The sequence below is a fragment of the Methanosarcina sp. DH1 genome, from assembly GCF_020804205.1.
Lineage (GTDB): Archaea > Halobacteriota > Methanosarcinia > Methanosarcinales > Methanosarcinaceae > Methanosarcina > Methanosarcina vacuolata.
Window position 1 is genome coordinate 26,533 of record NZ_WJBJ01000016.1, and the last position, 19,284, is coordinate 45,816.

Here is a 19,284-nt window from a genome sequence, read left to right on the forward strand (position 1 = left end):
TTATCCAGATGTTGGATCCGCCATTATCCAGATGTTGGATCTGCCACTATCCAGATGTTGAATCTGCCACTATCCAGATTTTTCAAGATTGCCCTGCGCTTAAAAAATTCTTCCGGGTTCTTCTACGATTTTATAGCCAGCTTTAAGCAAAGTCATCTGTATAACGTACGCGTCAGTTATCCGGCTATCATAGGCTACATTTACTGTTCTATCAGGAATGTTGATGTTTACTCTGGAAACCCCATTGATAGATGTAACGAGTCTTGCGACCATATCCTTGCAGTACCTGCATACCAGATCATCTACTATGAATGTTGTCTCTCCGATGTGTTCACCCCCGCAGCACAACTATATTTTTCAAACAGGCGCTTCACCCATATGTAAAATTTGTATCTTTTACTATATATTCTTTGAAACCAGTACCAGATATTATTTGCGTGAGACTACATTAAACAGGCTCATATCCGGTTTCACGAATTGCAGCCTTGACCTTTTCGAGGTTTTCCTCCCCTTCTTTGAAATCAACAGTTACCTGTTTGGTCTGAAGGTTTACGTCCGCCCTCTGTACCCCTTCTACAGCTTCAACTGCCTTTTTAACCCTCAACTGGCAGTGCATACAGGACATGCCTTCAACTTTTATGGTTTCTTGAGTCATGGTTTCAATCTCCGTATAACGTTACCTGGTAACATAATAAATTAATCTAATGATTTCCTGGAATATTTTATAATTGAATAATAGTATGTCCTATTTACCACAAATTCTTTGCGCAAATTCAGGATAATGGGACTGAGATTATCACTACATTAAATAATGAAAGAAACAAAACTCGGAAAATTTTGGAGAATTGAAAATCATATTATCCACTGGAAAGGTTGCGTCAAGCCATATTAAGAATGGTTATCAATATGATACTGATGATGTTTTCGCTCAAGCATTTTTTAAAAGGCTTGATGCTCACCACATCCTTTTTTGACATAATCCCTATGAATATCTTTGAATATCTTTGAATATTTTTAATAAAAATAAAAATAAGTTGAAAGTTGTTCCTGCTAAGCAGGTTGAAGGCTTTCACACCAAGCGTTTTTTCATTTCTTCAAATTCTTCTTCAGTAATTTCACCTTTAGCATATCTTTCCTTTGCAATATCCAGCGCAGACTTCTCTTCACCTCCTCTGGTTTTATTTTGCTCAACAAACCACCTAATTAGCAAATAAGCTAGCACAATTATGAGAATCCAGAAAAGGATCCCGAAAAAAATACCTCCATACCCCATGCCGTAACCGTAATGATCCATGAATCCATTTATTGTCACCGCCTCCCAATATAGCAGTTAATCCATCGTTTCACCATTTCTATATCTACTATTGGACACAAACACTTACACTTGAATCTGTCAATTAGACTATAACTATAATTCAGCCTGTAATGTTTTCCTCGCCCAGATAAGGTCCGTGCCAGGTATGTACCCAGATCTGACCATTGTAGGCATTTACGCTCAACATCCCTTCAATATCTTGTCTCCCAAAATCAAAAGTGTAATAACCGGGCATTTCGTGTGATTCCAGTACCTGTGCTCCCGGCAGGTAGCCTGTTAAGAAATCTCCTGCCAGCTTTTTAGTCTCATTTAGATCATACTCAGGCGCTCCGGTCGTTGTTCTGCCAGCTCCAAAGCGTGTGTTCCACATCATATTTGGTCCTGGTTCAGGATAGGCTGACCCTGAATAACGATCCACCAGTACTTCAGCTATATCCTGACTGCTGTTTGTGTCCTTTAAAACAGCATAATAGTTGCCGCTGAATATCATGACATCCTCAACCTGAATATTCGAGCCATACTGGCTGGAGAAGTTCGCCAGGCTTTTCAAAGCCTCATCCTGAGTTACGGGTTTTGACTCAGGATAATATATTGCCATCATATTGCCCATCATATTGCCCATCATCCCCGGTCCATAGCCATAGTTATAGCCTGGATTATTCATCATCCCCGGTCCATAGCTATAGTTATAGCCTGGATTGTTCATCATCCCCGGTCCATAGCTATAGTTATAGCCTGGATTGTTCATCATTCCCGGTCCATAGCTATAGTTATAGCCTGGATTGTTCATCATTCCCGGCCCCATCTGCCCTGGCTGATAATCTCCCTGGCTGTAGGTTGAACTGTATGTCATTGGCCTGAAAGCTAGAAAAACAAGAAGCACTATTAATGCCAGTACTAACAGACCAATTATGATATTTTTGCTGTCTGCCATGATCGCCTCGAATTAAATACTGCATCGGATTAAGTTCTGATAGTTAAATCAGCAGCTAACCGGACTTTTTATGTAACTACCAAATATTTTTATCAAATTATGGCAAGTAACTCTGATTTAACTATATTTAGCATGAAAACGTGCCATCTGCAAGCACTTTCATTTGTTGTGCATGTTGTTCAAAGAATATCATGTTCATTTTAGACGAAAAAATACAGTCAAACTCCTGCAATTAAATTAAAACAGGATGCTTTGAACAATTGAATGAGCTTGTTCAATTTTTGGTGTATTCTTATGTAAACTTCGGCCAGGTTTCTGTTTTATTTTGAGACCCTAAACCTCAGCTTTTAACCACAACGGTTAATGTCCCACCTTGCAGACAAAAAATGAACGACCACCATAATACCCCAATAATTAATGATATGTTAATTTATTTATAATTATCACCTAATGCTTTAAGATAGATTGTCACCCTCGCCCTGGAGAGTGACCTGTCTTTTGGGGTACAGCATTTCCAGAAGAACCCAGACCAGAGCAAGGGCAGCGAGGCCTCAAGATGACAACTGCAAGAAAAAATTGAGTCTAATTAAGTTTAACTAAATCTAATTAAGTCTAACTAAGTCTGATTAAGTCTAATTAAATTTAACTAAATCTAACTAAGTCTGATTAAGTCTAACTAAGTAGAATTAAGTCTAATTAAGTCTAATTAAGTCTAATTGAATCCGGTTGAATACGGTAGGAGAGCATGTTTGTTTATGAAGAAGTTGTCTATATAGCCCTGCTTACACTGCTGGCAAGCCTTATAGGAACTATGGCCGGATTTGGAATCTCCACAATCATGGTACCTGTCCTGCTGATTATCCTGCCTCTGCCTCAGACTTTACTCCTGGTAGGCATAGTTCACTGGTTTAATGATATTTGGAAGATGCTCTTATTTCGAAATGGAATAAGATGGAAACTTCTTCTTGCCTTCGGGCTTCCAGGGATCTTTACCAGTTTCCTGGGATCATCCATATCCTTGAGAATCTCAAGGGAAATTCTTTCAAGAGCTTTAGGGGTGTTCCTTATAGCCTACGTTATCTTCATTATTTTCAACCGAACTTTCAAACTGAGCCAGAAGTTATCAGTAGCAATATCCAGTGGAACCCTTACCGGATTTTTTGCAGGTATATTTGGTATAGGCGGGGAGATAAATGCCGTAGCCTTGAGCGCTTTCAACCTGGAAAAAGCTGTTTACGTTGCAACTGCTGGCGCTATAGCTTTTATGATCGACTCTACAAGGATAGCAACGTACATCCAGGGAGGTACGAGACTTGACCCTGTCCTTGTATCAGGCTTTTTGATCTTCATACCCGTATCTTTAATTGGGGCAATGATCGGGAAAATCGAAATTGAAAAAATACCCCAGGAAAAATTCAGGAATTTTGTGGCAGTTTTCATATTTCTATTTGGTTTGAAGCTGGTGTTATTTCCTTAACTTAACGACAGCCTTTCTTCTAGTGGATGCAGGTCAGGTATAAGAGAAAAAGAGTCTTCTTCAGCAGTTTTCAGTCGTTAGCAACCAAATTCTTCCTTTGCCCGATTACTATACCATTGTCATTCTAAGTAATTAAGTAATTAACCATTAAGACCTGAGTTTACTGAAAAATTTTTGATTTTTATTTACCTTTATTTACCCCGGATCACAAGAAGAAGTACTATCAGAACCGATCCCCCAAACCCAGCCAGTCCGACCCAGGAAAAAGTACCTCCATTTAACAGGATGTAAGTTGAAGCAATAAGCAGGACAGCCAGGTAGAGTTCTTTTGAAAATGTAGTTTTCCCTGTTTCTTTCTGTTTTATGGAAAGAAACTTATCCCCCATTCCTTCCATTTTATCGGCGACTTCTCGAATCGCAGCCCTCAATTCAGCCTTTTCGTCCACTGGCTCGGTGGAAAATTCGATATGAAGAGCAGTCCCTTTTGAAGCATTAAGCTTTTTATAAGCATCCATCAACACAGGAATAGCAATGGTTTTAATGTTGTATCTCGGGTCCAGCTCCAGGCAGACCCCTTCTATGAGCAGGATCGCCCTCTGCAGGGTTGAAAATTCACCGGGCAGCCGAATATCGTATTTCAAGCCGAGTTTTGCATAATTGTCACTCTGCCTGCCTTCAAGCCCGTAGTTCTGGTTTGCAATCAGGCTATCCATATCTTTCCTGAGCCTGCGGATATCCACATCCCGCGCATCCGCACCCCCAATTTTCAGGAAAAACTGAGTCGCTCCTTCCACATCCTTGTTATTGATGGCGTAATAAAACTCCAGCATATTTTTTTTGAGTTCGTCATCGATACTGCCTACAGCCCCGAAATCGATAAAGGCGATGGTATCGTTTTCCTGGACCAGCATATTGCCCCCGTGAGGGTCAGCATGATAAAAACCATCGATATAAACCTGTTTAAGATAACTTTTGGTAATGGTGCGCGTATATTCCGATTTTTTGCTCTGGGGCACAGGCATATTGATTATATCCTTAATCTGGATTCCCTGGATGAATTCCATTGTAAGGACATTAGCTGAACAGTAGTCGGGATAGATTCTGGGCACAGACACGCTTTTCACGTTCTTGAAATTGTCCTCAAAACGCCGCATGTTGACGGCTTCGGTTCTCAGGTCAACCTCGCGGGTAAGCATTTCCCGGATCTCAAGCAAGAAAGCATCGATATCAAAATTACTCCCCAGGCCGAGAACCTTTCTCATAACAGGCCTGAAATCGTCCAGGATAGAAAGGTCAATGTTTATAGTGTCAATCAGGTTCGGGCGAAGAATCTTTACGGCAACAGGTTTTCCTTCCATAACTCCTTTATAAACCTGGGCAATCGATCCGCAGGCAATGGGGTCCGTATCAAAACTGTCAAAAATATTAATAAAAGCCTTTGCTCTCCTTTCCCTGGAAGCCTTAAGCTCGGCTTCCGTTTTTTTTCGTTTTCGCTCTTCAGGTGGCTCGAATTCGCAAACGCAGGCAAGGTCAAGAGATTCAGCCATTTTTTCAAAAGGTACCGGTTTAACTTTGTCCTGAAGGTTTGCCATTTCTATAACATAAGTCTGCGGAACAAGATCAGGCCGCTTGCTCATGGTTTGTCCCATTTTGATAAAAGTAGGTCCAAGCTCTTCGAAAGCTTCCCTGAGTTTTACAGCTGTCTGCCTGTTTTCGAGATCAAAAGTACAGGTGCACTCAGGATTTGAAATATAATTTTTGCGCAGATCCCGATAGAGTTCCGGAATAAGGTTGTATTTTAAAAGAACCCTCATAACCTCAAGGTAGCGCTTTGTTTTCCCCAGCATCCGTAAATAACAAAGATCTGTTAATTTATATAGTTATTTTCTGCAGTTTTGGATTTAAGTTGAAATTTGTGAACTCTAAAATTATAATCATCTTAAATATAGTGATGTTGCACTAAATGTGTATGTGACTATATATTTTCGGATCATATGTAAACCTGATAACTACACACAATAAGGGAACATCATTTTAAAATCACCATCAATAAAACTGATTATAAATAAACTGTCGACCTGCCGAAAGCAGATATTGTAAGAAAAAACCCAATTTTGGCCTTTAAAGGAAAATAAGCGTTTAAAATAAACTATTTAAGGGTTATAAAGGATTAAATCCCAAAATAATCTCATTTAAAGTGTAAATTGTAAATTTAATCCATTAATACTCCTAAAAAAGTAAGTATTCTTTTATTTTTAAATCCAGATATAGCATCTTTGTCAGGAACATATCGATAAATAACATCCACCCAGAGACCCAGAGATACGCTATCACAATGCAATTTTGTGACGTAATCAAAAAACGATCAAAGCATTTCTAAAAGCATCGAAGAAGATTACGAGGAAACCATGTGTAATCCATGTGTAATAGACCTGCAATACCAATTCGATAGTTCCTGACTAATCTATTTAATGAGTTAATTAAAAGGATTTCGAAAATACTTAAATACGAGAAAAATGTAGCAGGGATAAAAATGCCTGATAACCCGGAGGAAAAATTGCTGATTTTGCAGCTTTCCGAAGATTCCAGAAAAATTGCCAGACTTCTTTCAAGTGAAACTTCAATCAGAATACTTAAATTGCTTAATAAGAAATCAATGTCGGCAGGAAACCTTGCCGATGAGCTTGGAGTGCGCCTGAATACTCTCAAATACAATCTGGATTCCCTTCTGGAAGCCGGAATGATTAGAGTAAGGCACGTAAAATGGAGCCAGAAAGGAAGGGAAATAAAAATTTATGAGGCATCGAAAAAAGTAATTGTTTTTCTGCCCGCAAAAGAGAATGTGGAAACTCCTATTTTCATATAAAGTCCGAGTAAGACAACATATAAAATAGTAAGGAGTAATAACCCCCAAAATTGTTCTGAAGTTAATTCCCGACTTCAGTGTTTCGGAACGATTCTATTCTGAGAAAGACTTTTAAAAATAACCAAATATTAATATACGAACTCGATTAAAAGATACAGTCCAGCAATGAGTTCTATCCCGTAGGACGTGGCCCAGTATGAAAATCAAATTTTTGTCCTTGCTCCTTATAATAGCAGCCATTATCTTGATCTCAGGCTGTGTTGATGAGGGGGCTCAGGGCTTTAATGGTAAAGCTCAAGAAGATCTAGCTAGGACTATTTTTTTCCCCTATGTAGGGCTCCTGGACCATGGGGAATCTGAAATACCAGGCTCATACCCCCATGAGTTACCTCCAGATAATTTTAATTCAGATCCTGATATCCATACGCTAAAAGATGCAACATCCCTTCTTGACAGAAACATCGAAAAAGCAGAAACGATTTCATTAAAACTTGAAACCGGAATTGAGCGCTACAAAGCAGAAGGAGAAGATGTTAGCAGACTTGAGACCCTGCTTGAAGAGTATAACCGTCTTATAAATGAAGCAAAGCAGTATCGAGCCCTTGCGAATGCAACCTCATACGGAGAAAATAACAGCTCAATCGCGAATTCAAGTCAATATAATGGTTCATCCGAAAATATAGAAGTAGATTATTTGGTTCAGTCTCAGAAGAGTATGATGCAAGCTAATAATGTCCTGAGAAATATTTTCGAGGAACTTAACTCCTTAATGGGAAGCGAAGAACTCAACAATACATCCCGGCTTATTTCGGCAGGAGAAGGAAAAGCTATTCTTATGGGCAATTTTACCCTGAGTATGCACCTGGAAAACGGAGAAATGGTAATAATGGGCCTTTCTAAGGATTCCGAGATAGATATAAATGGGGATTATACCTTTGAGGAAAATACCGACACGCATGATACGGTGCGCCTTTACCATATAAATTCTGCCGATGTGAAGATCTCCGGTTCCCGTAAGACAGTAATGTTAAACAATGAAAACATTACCCTCACTGCAGATGGCGAGGGTTATGTAGCTTTCCAGGGAGACGGCACCTATAGTGTTGAAGAGGCAGGCAGTGTAATAAAAGAAGATGAATGGGCAAAACCTTTCTTTGAAGAGGGAATGAATCCCCAAAAGCATGGGCCTGACGAAAAATACAATAATACCGGATATGGGCCTGATATGAATGACAATGGTATAGTAATCGGGCACAGGAAGAATATGAAGTAATATCACACTAACAGAGCTTCTCCGGAAATCGAATGCAGGAGAGATATTCTGGAGACGCGGTGAAGGTTCCAGGAGACTATTAAAAATGCCTGGAAAAATTGAAAATCAATATACAACTCTGGGTTTATCGAAAATGAATCTAAGGCTCTATATTATTTGTATCGCTACCGTACTTGCTTTAGCAGGACCTGCTTTAGCAGATAGTACGGCCAATGTTCACGGGACGGCATACAGATGGGATACCTTCGAGCCTCTAGATAATGCAGTGGTCGAGGTAAATTCTACTCCCTCACAGTCCATGGTAGCGAAATACGGTGTGTATTCTTTTGATCTGATGCCCGGAGATTATAATATTACAGCCGATTACTATGAGAACAGCAGTGTTAAATATTCAACAAGTGAGATTATTACAGTTAAAGACCAAGGAAAATATTTACTCGATCTCCTGCTCTTCCCAGTTTATTCGGAAGAACTCATGGGCGACTCAAAACTAAATGGATATTCCGAAGACCAGAACTGGACTGCAAAAAGCTCTTCTAATACAACAAATTCGCTAACAGACACATCCACAAGTCCGACGACAAGTAAAAGTAATTCTAGCAGCATGGATCTGGCTGACCAAAACATAACTGGCAATATAAATGCAAATTACCTGTTGATAGCAGCTCTTTTACTTTTCATCCTGCTTTCAGCAGGCTACCAGGTATCCAGAAAGGATAAAAAACCAGAGAAAAATCAGCCTTTAAAAAGTGCACATAAAATATCAGGTATAGGAGCAGATGAAAAGGGACATACTACGGGAGGTTTTATCAAACCAGTTAAGGTTCCCGAAATCTCAGTAGAAGTCCCTCACGAAAGCTTAGAGCCCGAGCTAAAACGAGAGTATCAAGCACAGGAATCTCAGGTAAAACCCCTCGAAGCTGCACCTTCAACAGGACCACTAGTAAATCCTGTAGACGAGCCTGTGACAGAGGCTGTAAAGGAATCTCTACAAGAGCCTGTAAAAGAATCAATAAAAGAACCTGTGAATGAACAGATAAAGCCGGTAGTAACAGCATTATCACCTGGAATCCCGGAAGAAAAAGGTCAGGAAGACTGTGAAGAAATTAAAGTGGACTCTCAGGAGAACGAAATAAAACTGGTTGAATCTGAGCCTCAAAAAGAGAAACAGGAAACTGTCTCTGAAGAAGCTGCTGATAAACCCACAGAGAATCCCGAAACTGAAACTACTGCTTTCAAGAAGAAGCTCCCGCTTCCCGCAGACCTTCAGGAAGTCATGGATATAATTCGAGGCCAGGGAGGCAGGATTACACAGAAGGACTTACGCAGCAAACTGAAGTACTCCGAAGGAAAAGTTAGCCTCATGCTTGCAGACCTGGAAAGAAGAGAATTGATTGAGAAGTTCAAGCGAGGGCGTGGAAATGTTGTTATCCTGAGAGATGAGGAACGCTGAAAGTCAGTATTTTTTCCAATTCTCTAAGTATTTTGTCCAATTCTCTGAGTATTTTGTCCAATTCTCTGATATCACAGGAGATTCTAGAGGAAAAAACATATTGAGGCCATTCCAAAACCAACTTTATTCTCAAAACTATAAAATTTTCAGAATTGTTTTCATTATCCGAAGATCAAATAATAATCACAAATTAAGGGATCTGTAATGTAGCAATTCTGTCAATGTCCATGTCTTCTTAGTAATCTCGGATTCCTGTGCAGGCGTATTTTTTTCGACTGTTTTCCTTGAGATTCTATTTTTATCCTGTCTGAAAGTCAAATTTTGTCTTTCGATTTTTATTATAGTTTTTTTGAACTGGAAGCCACAGTTAACCAGTATAAGCTGTGAAAAACCTGTATTTTAATTGAATCTCATAAAAAAGGATTTTTACTGCCCTGATATAAATTCTAATGATTATACCAAGTTTAATATTAAGTTAAAGCTTTAAAAATAATTATTTTATTAATATAACAGTTTTCAAGCCAGGTATATTATAAGTATACTTATATTTAATCCGGCCAATATTAGAATTATCCGTTAATATGTACCGGTAAAACAGTTAGGCAATTTCTTCCAGAGCTGAGAGATCAAGTAGAATGAGAGATCAGGTAGAAATTGCATACGTATGAAGATCTCAAGTTAGCTTAGCAATTCAAGTTAGCTTAACAATTAAGTTCAGGTTGGGGAGTTTAAAAAAGAGTTCAGGTTGGTGAATTTAAGTATCGAGTTCAGGGGGGAGTATAGGGAGCTTAAAAATTGAATTAAGGTTGGTGAATTTAAGTATCGAGTTCAGGGGGGAGTATAGGGAGTTTAAAAATTGAATTAAGGTTGGGGGTTTAAGGATTCTTTTCACACACATATAAATTATTTTTTAAATTAAACAGGTCAGGAGTTAATTTATGGTAAATACAAAATTTGATAGATTAAAAAAGATTTGTGCCATTTTTCTGGTACTTTGCTTTGTATTATCAGTAACGGCTGCAGCAGCAAGCGCAGCTGACAATAGTAAGAATAAAGATGGATACAGAGACGGCTATAAAAAAGGCTATGGAGATGGCAGAAAACAGGGTCAAAAAGATTGCGATAAATACGGCAGCAAAGATGCCCTTTCAAAAATTCCTCCTCCGCCAAATGATAAAAGAGGGAACAAAAAATACAAAGACAGTTATAGTAGAGGATATCAAAAAGGATACATCGAAGGTTACAATGGATATAGGTATACGTGCCTGAAATAAAATACATGCCTGAAATAAAGGATAAAAACCTTAAAATCCAGAATAAATAAAGGTTGTTTCTGACTTAGATGATACAAAATTATCAGAGTAGAGGATTTTGTGTAAGAACTCCTGTTTTCGTGACCCTGTCCGGTAACACTGCCAGTCTTCCTGTTTAACGATACAGTTTGTGATCTTTCTGGCGATTTTGTTTGGAAATTTTTAAAAATTTATCCGTCTTAATAAAAAAGCAAGGCTTCGCAAAGACGGATTAGAGCACTGTATCGTTTTTTTGTATTATTTAAAATTGTAATAAATAATAACCGATATATTTATTTATCATCTATACTTACTTAATTGTAATTTATAGCCGTAATAGTCTATAAACGTGGGGAGGGTGCTCAGTGAGCCAGCTTCAAAATTCTGTATTTGACTTTCAGAAGCAATTTTGAAACATGCTCATTATAGCAAAATTAATTTTAGGCTTGGGGGCAAGCCATTGAAATTATCCGAAAAAGCGGATATATATTCTATATTCGGAAAAATTTAGAGAAATTTTATGCTCACAACTTTTAGCAGCTGATTCCCATAGCCTCGACTTACAACACCGGATTAACCGGTAACACTGAATTAACTGGTAGAGATGACCTTGAGGTTCTACATTCTGTGTATTGCTGCTCTACTCACTTTAGGGATATCTCCTACTTCAGGAGTGCCTTTCTTAGCAGATAGCAACATCACTGCAACAATCCACGGGGCAACATATGCATGGGACACTCTTGAACCCCTAAATGATACTGTAATTAGTATCAATTCCAATCCTCCTCAATCAGTACTGGCAAAAAACGGCATGTACTCCTTTGAACTCGGGCCCGGAGATTACGTTATTACAGCCAGGTATTACCGTAACAACACTGTAGTCTATTCAAAAGAAACAACTTTGAAGATTGAAGAGGAAGGAAACTATGTCTTCGACCTCCTGCTTTATCCGGTCTCCGAAAATCCGATAAAGGAAAAAGCCGAAGACAAAATAAGTAATATCAATAATGTAAATAGTGTCAATCCCACCGAAAAAACCAGAACCGACCTTTTTACTGTAAGCTTCCTGCCAGTAGCCTTTCTGGTTCTTTTTCTGCTTGGCGGAAGTTATAAACTATCCAGAAAGCAAAAAACGATGAAAATAAACAGGTTTCAGGAAGGGAAGCTCAATGCTTCCGGGATTCTGGCAAATGCTCTCGCTAGAATCCCTGGTTCTGGAGTAAAGCTGGAGTTCGAAGACGCCCCGGAGGCCTCATCAAAAGAGCCGGTAATAGACCCTGAAGAAACAGAAATAGAAATTACAGATAATTCCAAAATCGAGCCTGCTGATTTAAGAAAAGCTCCTCTTACTAAGGATCTCCGGGATGTCCTTGATGTGATTAGGGGCCACAGGGGCAGAATTACGCAAAAGGATCTGCGCAGCAGGTTGGAGTATTCCGAAGTAAAAGTCAGCCTCATGCTTTCAGACCTCGAAAAGAGAGGACTGATTAAGAAGTTCAAGCATGGGCGTGAGAATATTGTGATTTTAACAGACGATGAGCGAAAGGGAAGCTAAGAAGTTGCCACATAATAAACTACGCACAGATTTTGATTGGGCGCTTTGATTATCATGATTTACGTCACAAATTGTTGTATCCTTAAAGGATTTCACTGTTCTTAAAGGAGTCCACTGTTTGAATTTTTTATTGTCGAGAGATATCGTGTACAAATGACTCACTATTTTACTTCAACTTTGAATCTTGTTCATTTTACATGATCATTCGATAGTATTAAAATGGAAGTGGAATTAACTCAAGTTTATTTTTTGAGTCGACTGCTGTTGTATCGTATATTAACTTTCAAATAGTCTTGAATCTGCGAAATCATTTCAGGACACAACAGAAAAAGAAAAATAAGACAATAAGGCTGGCTTTTAATAATCTCAGTATAAAAGTCCCTCCAGATTTTGGAATTAAGTTCACGATCCAGTTAGATCTGTGGAAGAAATGCATAAAATTGTTTATCTGGTTTGCAGAATTCACTTCGTTACTTTCTGCTGGAGTTTTACCTTACTCAATATATTTAAATAACAATAAGCTTAATGTACAATGCTAACAAGTATCACGTTAACTATTATCAGGATATTTTCCAGGAAGGTTGTTGTAGATGGTACTAGGAATAGATGATCCGCAAATTTGGCTTGCATATCTTGCTTGTATATTTAGTGCACTCGGATGCATGGTTTATGGAGCATTGAACTGGAGAGAGGAGAAAGAAGAACAGGCAGTAAAAAGCAGTACTCAGAAACAGGTGACTCAAGATCAGTAAACTAGTGTCTAAGCAATTTAGTTATGAATAACTATAATTAAAAAAGTGACTACGTATGAGATGGTGTATACGTATTAACGTATCATAATTAAATTGCCATGGCACTGGTGAGTTACTCTAAAGAGCTTACTTCAATCAAACCTTTTTGGTAATGCCTGAGAAAAAACAGTAGTCGAAACTATTCTGGAGTAATTTTTATGGCAGTCAGTACTTCAACTCTAATCCTCCTTGTTGTTATCTACTTTACGTGCACCTTCTACGTTGCCCGGCTGGGGTATAAAAAAAATTCCCAGACTGATGGGTATATGCTTGCAGGCCGACGCGTACCCCCGGCAATTATGGCCCTCTCCTATGGAGCTGCGTTTATCAGCACTTCTGCAATTATAGGGTTCGGAGGAGTAGCCGCTTCCTTAGGAATGGGACTTCTGTGGCTTGTCTTCATGAATATCTTTTTCGGAATTTTCATTGCCTTCGTGGTTTTTGGCCCAGGGACCCGTCGCATGGGGCTAAACCTTGGAGCCATTACTTACCCTGAATTTATAGGAAAACGCTTTCAGTCCAGATTTATTCAAGCATTTTCCGGCCTTCTTGTAGCGGTTTTCATGCCTCTTTATGCTGCAAGCGTGATCATAGGAGCAGGCCGATTTCTTGAAACAACGCTTGGGATAAACTATAACGTCGCTCTTTTGATCTTTATCGTCATCATTGCTTTTTATGTAATTAAAGGTGGTCTCCTTTCAGTAATGTACGTGGATGCAATGCAGGCCACTATCATGCTGGTAGGAATGACCTTTTTGCTGATATATACCTACAGTAAACTGGGAGGGGTCGTAGAAGCCCACCAGGCTCTTACCAATATGGCAAACCTTGTTCCTCAGGCGCTTGCTGACCAGGGGCATCGGGGCTGGACTGCAATGCCAGCTTTCAATTCCCCAATCTGGTGGACAATGGTTTCCACAATTGTTATGGGAGTAGGGATAGGAGCACTTGCACAGCCACAGCTTGCAGTCAGGTTCATGACTGTAAAGGACGACCGTTCCCTGAAAAGAGCAGTTGCCGTTGGGGGTCCCTTCCTTCTTATGATGGCAGGAGTCGCATATGTTGTAGGAGCTCTTTCTAACGTATACTTCTACAAGACCACAGGAAAGATTGCCCTTCAGGTTGTCCAGGGTGGAAACACTGACCTTATAATTCCCGCATATCTGAACCACGCAATGCCCTCGCTGTTTGTGGCAATCTTCATGCTAAGCCTGCTTTCGGCAGCAATGTCTACTGCAGCTGCCCAGTTCCACACCATGGGTACGGCCATAGGGTACGACTTTTATCAGAACGGCCTTATGAAAGGCAAGTCCAGTTCGAGCACAGTCCATGTGACAAAAATAGGAATTGTCTTTACCATCATAGTAGCAGTTATTCTGGCTTACATTCTTCCTGTAAGTATTATCGCAAGAGCTACTGCCATGTTTATGGGACTGTGCACATCCGCTTTCCTGCCCCTCTACATTGGAGCCCTGTTCTGGAAACGTACAACAAAAGCCGGAGCAACTGCAAGTCTTGTTATAGGGTCGATAAGCAGTCTTTTCTGGCTGGTCTTTGTCCATGCAAAAGAAGCAGTGCCTCTGGGGATCTGCCAGGCAATCTTTGGAAAAGAAACTTTACTTACAGGCACCTGGTCCCTTGTAGACCCGATTATGATCGCAACTCCACTGTCCTTCCTTGTCCTGATTGTAGTAAGCCTTATGACACCCCGGTTCTCTCCAGAGTTCCTCAAGAAGGCTTTCAGGCTCAGGTATGAAGATGAAGAAGAAGAAGCATCGGAAGCAACATCACACAGTGCAGCAGATTCGGCAGGCGTTTAAGCCTGCACCCACACTTTTCTGTTTTAATTCGGCTTCCTTAATATTCCCTTTATTTTTATGAAGTTATCAATTTTCTTTTCTAACAGGCAGGGTCTGCCCTCCATGAGGCATAAGGTGAATTTTTGCGTCAGGATTTTCCAAGAGCACTGCAGACAAGGCATCCTCTACACTTGCCATCGGAGTAAAGAATGCGTTTCTTGTTTGCTCTTTCGAAAGCTTTGAGACCAGGTAAAGCTTAAATCTCTTTGAAATCCTTGCAATGATTGCTGTTTTATGCCCCCCGAACTCAAAACATTTTTTGAAACGTTCGATTGCTTCATCCGGGTTTTGGCACTCCCTGTTCCAGCATTCATAGACCTGGTTTCCTATCCCCTCAGCGCATTCGGCTACAAGGATGATGGAACCTCCTGCTTTCACAGCCTGAGTTGCATTATCAAGCGCCTTATTTGCCTGGAAGAGATTGATATCTTTAGGGAAGCCTCCGCAAGAAACAATTACCGCATCTGCTGGTTCTACAGGCACCTTATACATAGAATCCACAACTTCCACACCTTTTCTGTGTGCCTCGATAAAGTCCCCGGCAACAGCAGTAACTATCTCTTTTTTGCTGTCAAGAACCACATTAAGGATAAAATCAAGGCCGAAAATTTTTGCAGCTTCTTCCATGTCCTGCCTTACAGGACCGTCAACCCTTCCGGAAACAGCTTTTTCATCAATCATCATTTTATGGTTTGTGAGAACTGTTTCTTTCGAGCTTACACCAGGCAGTACGGACTTTGCCCCTCCGCTGTATCCTGCATAGTAATGGAACTCAATGCTTCCGGTCCCTATAACAACATCAGCACCCATAATGCCTTCAAATATCTCAATCGGGGTTCCACGGGAAGTTATGCCAATGCGTCTGCATCTGCCGGTATCATGCTGAATGCAACGAATTTTTTTGTAGACTTCTTCTCCAACCAGCTTTCTTGATTCCTCTTCGGTCTGGTTTCGGTGAAGCCCGAGGGCAAAGACAATAGTAATATTTTCGTCCTTTGCTCCTCCAAGGTAAAGCTCTTCAAGTAGAGGAGGAAGAAGCTTCGCAGTTGGAGTTGGCCGTGTAACATCGCTTACGATAATTGCAATTCTCGAATCCGGGTTTACAATCTCAGAAAGCCGTCTGCTTTTTATGGGATTTTCAAGAGCTTTTTTAATTAAAGAAGTTGGATCTTCCTTTTTTTCAGGTTCTGAAGGCAGAATAATACTGGATATGTTTCTTTCCGGGATATCCAGCTCAAGTGCCATGCTTCCAAAAGCTAATGATACTGTTTTTGTGTTTCCAATCATATTTGGCACTTCACTTGACCTTTTTTCGATATCTGTTTTTATAATTGTCTTCTTTTACAGCTATCATTTCATATATGTCTTTTACAGCTATCATTTCATATCTGTCTTTACAGCTATCATTTCATATCTGTCTTTTATAGCCATCTTCTCATATCTGTCTTTTATAGCTGTCTTTTATAGCTGTCTTTTATAGCTGTCTTTTATAGCTGTTTTATAGCTGTCTTCTTATTTCATTACAGGCAGAGTCCATCCGCCATTGGGCATAATATGGATTTTAGCATCAGAATTTTCGGAAAGAATATTTTCAAGCGCTTCTTCTACGCTTTTTACAGGAATAAAGAAAGTATTTCTGCTTTCCGTGTCCGGAAGTTTAGAGACAAGATAAAGTTTGAAGGTTTTTGCAGCCCTCCCAACAGTGGCAGCTTTGTGTCCCCCAAACTCAAAACATTTTCTGAATTTCTTTATTGCCTCATCGGGAGTTTTGTATTCTGTACTCCAGCGCTCATATACCTTATCCCCGATCCCTTCAGTACATTCAGCCACAAGCACTATTGAGCCTCCTTTTTTTACGGCAAAAACTGCATTTTCAAGGGACTTTGTCGCCTGGAAAAGGTTAATGTCTTTTGGAAAGCCTCCGCACGAGACAATTGCTGCATCCGCAGGCTCTACAGGCACCTTGTACATGGAATCAACAACTTCTACGCCTTTCCTGTGAGCTTCGATGAAATCTCCAGCAACGGCAGCAACGATCTCTTTTTTGCTGTTAAGCACGACATTCAGAATAAAGTTAAGGCCCGCAACCCTTGCAGCTTCTTCTATATTTTGTCTTGCAGGACTGTCGGTTCTGCCTGAGAGAGGGTCACCTTCAAAGAGTTTGCTATAAAAACTATGATAAGAAAGAATAGATTTTTCCGAACTGACTCCCGGAAGAACAGATTTCCCTCCTCCACTGTATCCAGCATAATAGTGAAATTCCAGGGTTCCTGTGCTTATGATAACGTCGGAGTCTGCTACTTCTTCAAAGACCTCTACAGGCGTTCCGAAACTTGTCTCTCCGAGATGCCTGCACCTTTTCCTGTCGTGCTGGATGCAGCGAATTTTTTCGTAAACCTGCTCTCCAACCAGTTTTCGTGATTCCTCTTCAGTCTGGTTTCGATGGAGTCCGAGGGCAAAAACAATAGTAATATTTTCATCCTTTGCCCCTCCAAGATAAAGCTCTTCAAGCAGAGGAGGAAGAAGCTTTGCAGTAGGAGTTGGCCGAGTAACATCACTAACTATGATTGCAACCTCCGAATCAGGGTTTACAATCTCAGAAAGCCGTCGGCTTTTTATGGGATTTTCAAGCGCTTTTTTAACAAGGGAAGATCCTTCTGCCTTTATTTCAAACTCCGAAGGCAAAATAACACTGGCAAGATTTCTTTCAGGAATTTCAAACTCAATTCCCGTACTTCCAAAAGCAAGTGATATTTTTTTTATGTTTGCAGTCATGTTTATGCCGATGTTTTATCTTGATATTATTTTTCTTTTTATTATTTTACAACAATAAGGTTAAACAAGTATAAAAAGAACTAGAAGACAGTTTTAAATGAAAAGGTAGTTTCAAATGAAAAGGTAGTTTCAAATGGAAAGGTAGTTTCAAATGAAAAGATGATTTCAAGTGAAAAGGTAGTTTCAAATGAAAAGGTAGTTTCAAATGGAAAGGTAGTTTTAAATGAAAAGGTAGTTTTAAATGAAAAGGTAGTTTCAAATGGAAAGGTAGTTTTAAAGGCAGTTTAAACCTTCATCTTTTTATCCATAGCACCTTTTTCATCGCCTTACAGGCAAAGTCCACCCACCATTTGGCATAACATGGATTTTAGCATCAGGATTTTCGGAAAGGACCTTTTCAAGTGCTTCATCTATACTTTTTGTTGGAATAAAAAAAGCGTTTCTACTTTCCGTCTCTGGAAGTTTTGATACCAGATAAAGTTTGAATTCTTTTGCAGTCCTCCCGACAATAGCAGCTTTATGCCCGCCGAACTCAAACCGATTCTTAAAACGTTTTACTGCATCTTCAGGAGCCCTGCATTCCCTGTTCCAGCACTCATAAACTTTGTTTCCTATTCCCTCAGAACATTCTGCTACAAGAATAATTGAACCACCTTTTTTTACGGCAGAGGTAGCGTTTTCAAGAGATTTTGTTGCCTGGTAAAGATTGATGTCCTTTGGAAATCCGCCGCAGGAAACAACTACAGCATCTGCAGGCTCTACAGGTACTTTATACATGGCATCGACATACTCTGCACCTTTCCTGTGGGCTTCGATGAAATCGCCTGCGACGGCATCAACTATCTCTTTTTTGCTGTCAAGTACAACATTCAGGATAAAGTCAAGGCCTGCAATCCTTGCAGCTTCCTCTATATTCTTTCTTGCCGGGCTATCAGCTCTACCTGAAAGAGGATCTCCTTCAAAGAGTTTGCTATAAAAACTATGGAATGAGAGAATGGATTTTTCGGAACTTACCCCTGGAAGGATGGACTTTCCTCCTCCTCCGTATCCTGCATAATAGTGAAATTCAAGGGTTCCTGTACTTATGATAACGTCGGAGTTTACTACTTCTTCGAAAACCTCTACAGGCGTTCCGAAACTTGTCTCTCCGAGATGCCTGCACCTTTTCCTGTCATGCTGGATACACCTTATTTTTTCAAAGATATCTTCTCCTACAAGCTGGCGGCACTCTTCTTCAGTTTGTAAACGATGAAGTCCGAGGGCAAAAACAATAGTGATATTCTCGTTTTTTGCTCCTCCAAGATAAAGCTCTTCAAGTAAAGGAGGAAGAATTTTTGCAGTAGGAGTTGGCCGTGTAACATCGCTAACTATGATTGCAACCTTTGAGTCAGGGTTTACAATCTCAGAAAGCCGTTGACTTTTTATAGGATTTACAAGCGCTTTTTTAATAAGGGAAGTCCCTTCTTCCTTTATTTCTAATTCTGAAGGCAGGATGATTCTGGATAGGTTTTTCTCAGGAATATCAACCTCCAAAATCCCGCTTCCAAACGCAAGTGGAATCGTTTTTACATTCATAGTCATGGTCATTCCGATGTCATAGTATTAATTATATAAAATCGTATAGGTAAACAATAGAGAATCAAGTTTTAAAAAAATCCGAACTGCCGGTTAATATTACTGTTATATTATAATTA

Annotated in this window: 17 protein-coding genes; 9 read left to right on the top strand and 8 right to left on the bottom strand. The window is 39.8% G+C overall.

Translation table 11 applies throughout. The annotated features are described in order from the left end of the window. Positions 1–99 precede the first annotated feature (99 nt). From FXW07_RS07560 to FXW07_RS07575, 4 genes are all read right to left on the bottom strand, one after another. On the bottom strand, positions 100–348 hold the full coding sequence (locus FXW07_RS07560) for a heavy-metal-associated domain-containing protein (RefSeq protein ID WP_082091139.1): 249 nt from the start codon (positions 346–348) through the stop codon (positions 100–102). A gap of 100 nt (positions 349–448) precedes the next feature. Then, positions 449–655, bottom strand: coding sequence for a cation transporter (locus FXW07_RS07565; RefSeq protein WP_048121657.1), 207 nt, complete (start codon positions 653–655; stop codon positions 449–451). Between the two features lie 414 nt (positions 656–1,069). Next, positions 1,070–1,312, bottom strand: coding sequence for an SHOCT domain-containing protein (locus FXW07_RS07570; protein WP_229394913.1), 243 nt, complete (start codon positions 1,310–1,312; stop codon positions 1,070–1,072). Between the two features lie 103 nt (positions 1,313–1,415). Next, positions 1,416–2,249 (bottom strand): peptidase M4, encoded by an 834-nt coding sequence (locus FXW07_RS07575; protein ID WP_229394914.1) that lies wholly within the window; start codon positions 2,247–2,249, stop codon positions 1,416–1,418. Positions 2,250–2,994: 745 nt separating this feature from the next. On the opposite strand from FXW07_RS07575, the gene FXW07_RS07580 reads away from it, so the two are divergent. Further along, positions 2,995–3,726, top strand: a complete 732-nt coding sequence (locus FXW07_RS07580; protein ID WP_229394915.1) for a sulfite exporter TauE/SafE family protein — start codon at positions 2,995–2,997, stop codon at positions 3,724–3,726. Positions 3,727–3,917: 191 nt separating this feature from the next. Here FXW07_RS07580 and FXW07_RS07585 read toward each other — a convergent pair whose 3' ends face one another. Further along, positions 3,918–5,573, bottom strand: a complete 1,656-nt coding sequence (locus tag FXW07_RS07585; RefSeq protein WP_229394916.1) for an AarF/ABC1/UbiB kinase family protein — start codon at positions 5,571–5,573, stop codon at positions 3,918–3,920. A 686-nt stretch (positions 5,574–6,259) separates the two neighbouring features. Between FXW07_RS07585 and FXW07_RS07590 the strand changes: the two genes are divergently transcribed. The 7 genes from FXW07_RS07590 to FXW07_RS07620 all read left to right on the top strand — a co-directional run bounded on the left by FXW07_RS07590 (position 6,260) and on the right by FXW07_RS07620 (position 14,776). Continuing rightward, positions 6,260–6,592, top strand: a complete 333-nt coding sequence (locus tag FXW07_RS07590) for a helix-turn-helix domain-containing protein (RefSeq protein ID WP_048156998.1) — start codon at positions 6,260–6,262, stop codon at positions 6,590–6,592. Positions 6,593–6,788: 196 nt separating this feature from the next. Then, positions 6,789–7,865, top strand: a complete 1,077-nt coding sequence (locus FXW07_RS07595) for a hypothetical protein (protein ID WP_229394917.1) — start codon at positions 6,789–6,791, stop codon at positions 7,863–7,865. 85 nt (positions 7,866–7,950) lie between these two features. After that, positions 7,951–9,318 carry a hypothetical protein gene (locus FXW07_RS07600; protein ID WP_229394918.1) on the top strand — a complete coding sequence of 456 codons (1,368 nt, stop codon included), beginning with the start codon at positions 7,951–7,953 and terminating at the stop codon, positions 9,316–9,318. A 938-nt stretch (positions 9,319–10,256) separates the two neighbouring features. Continuing rightward, positions 10,257–10,592 carry a hypothetical protein gene (locus FXW07_RS07605; RefSeq protein WP_229394919.1) on the top strand — a complete coding sequence of 112 codons (336 nt, stop codon included), beginning with the start codon at positions 10,257–10,259 and terminating at the stop codon, positions 10,590–10,592. A 622-nt stretch (positions 10,593–11,214) separates the two neighbouring features. After that, a complete protein-coding gene (locus FXW07_RS07610; RefSeq protein WP_229394920.1) occupies positions 11,215–12,165 on the top strand; it encodes a winged helix DNA-binding protein in 951 nt (316 codons plus the stop codon). 590 nt (positions 12,166–12,755) lie between these two features. Further along, entirely contained in the window at positions 12,756–12,917 is a 162-nt protein-coding gene (locus FXW07_RS07615) for a symporter small accessory protein (protein ID WP_229394921.1), read from the top strand. A gap of 197 nt (positions 12,918–13,114) precedes the next feature. Further along, positions 13,115–14,776, top strand: coding sequence for a sodium:solute symporter family protein (locus tag FXW07_RS07620; protein WP_229394922.1), 1,662 nt, complete (start codon positions 13,115–13,117; stop codon positions 14,774–14,776). A 66-nt stretch (positions 14,777–14,842) separates the two neighbouring features. On the opposite strand, the gene larA (FXW07_RS07625) is transcribed toward FXW07_RS07620, so the two are convergent. Both larA (FXW07_RS07625) and larA (FXW07_RS07630) read right to left on the bottom strand, forming a co-directional pair. Then, on the bottom strand, positions 14,843–16,102 hold the full coding sequence (gene larA, locus FXW07_RS07625) for a nickel-dependent lactate racemase (protein WP_229394923.1): 1,260 nt from the start codon (positions 16,100–16,102) through the stop codon (positions 14,843–14,845). A gap of 225 nt (positions 16,103–16,327) precedes the next feature. After that, positions 16,328–17,590, bottom strand: coding sequence for a nickel-dependent lactate racemase (gene larA / locus FXW07_RS07630; RefSeq protein WP_229394924.1), 1,263 nt, complete (start codon positions 17,588–17,590; stop codon positions 16,328–16,330). 159 nt (positions 17,591–17,749) lie between these two features. On the opposite strand from larA (FXW07_RS07630), the gene FXW07_RS19245 reads away from it, so the two are divergent. Then, positions 17,750–17,878, top strand: coding sequence for a hypothetical protein (locus tag FXW07_RS19245; protein WP_255678938.1), 129 nt, complete (start codon positions 17,750–17,752; stop codon positions 17,876–17,878). 30 nt (positions 17,879–17,908) lie between these two features. On the opposite strand, the gene larA (FXW07_RS07635) is transcribed toward FXW07_RS19245, so the two are convergent. Next, a complete protein-coding gene (larA, locus tag FXW07_RS07635; protein WP_229394925.1) occupies positions 17,909–19,171 on the bottom strand; it encodes a nickel-dependent lactate racemase in 1,263 nt (420 codons plus the stop codon). Positions 19,172–19,284: the final 113 nt, after the last annotated feature.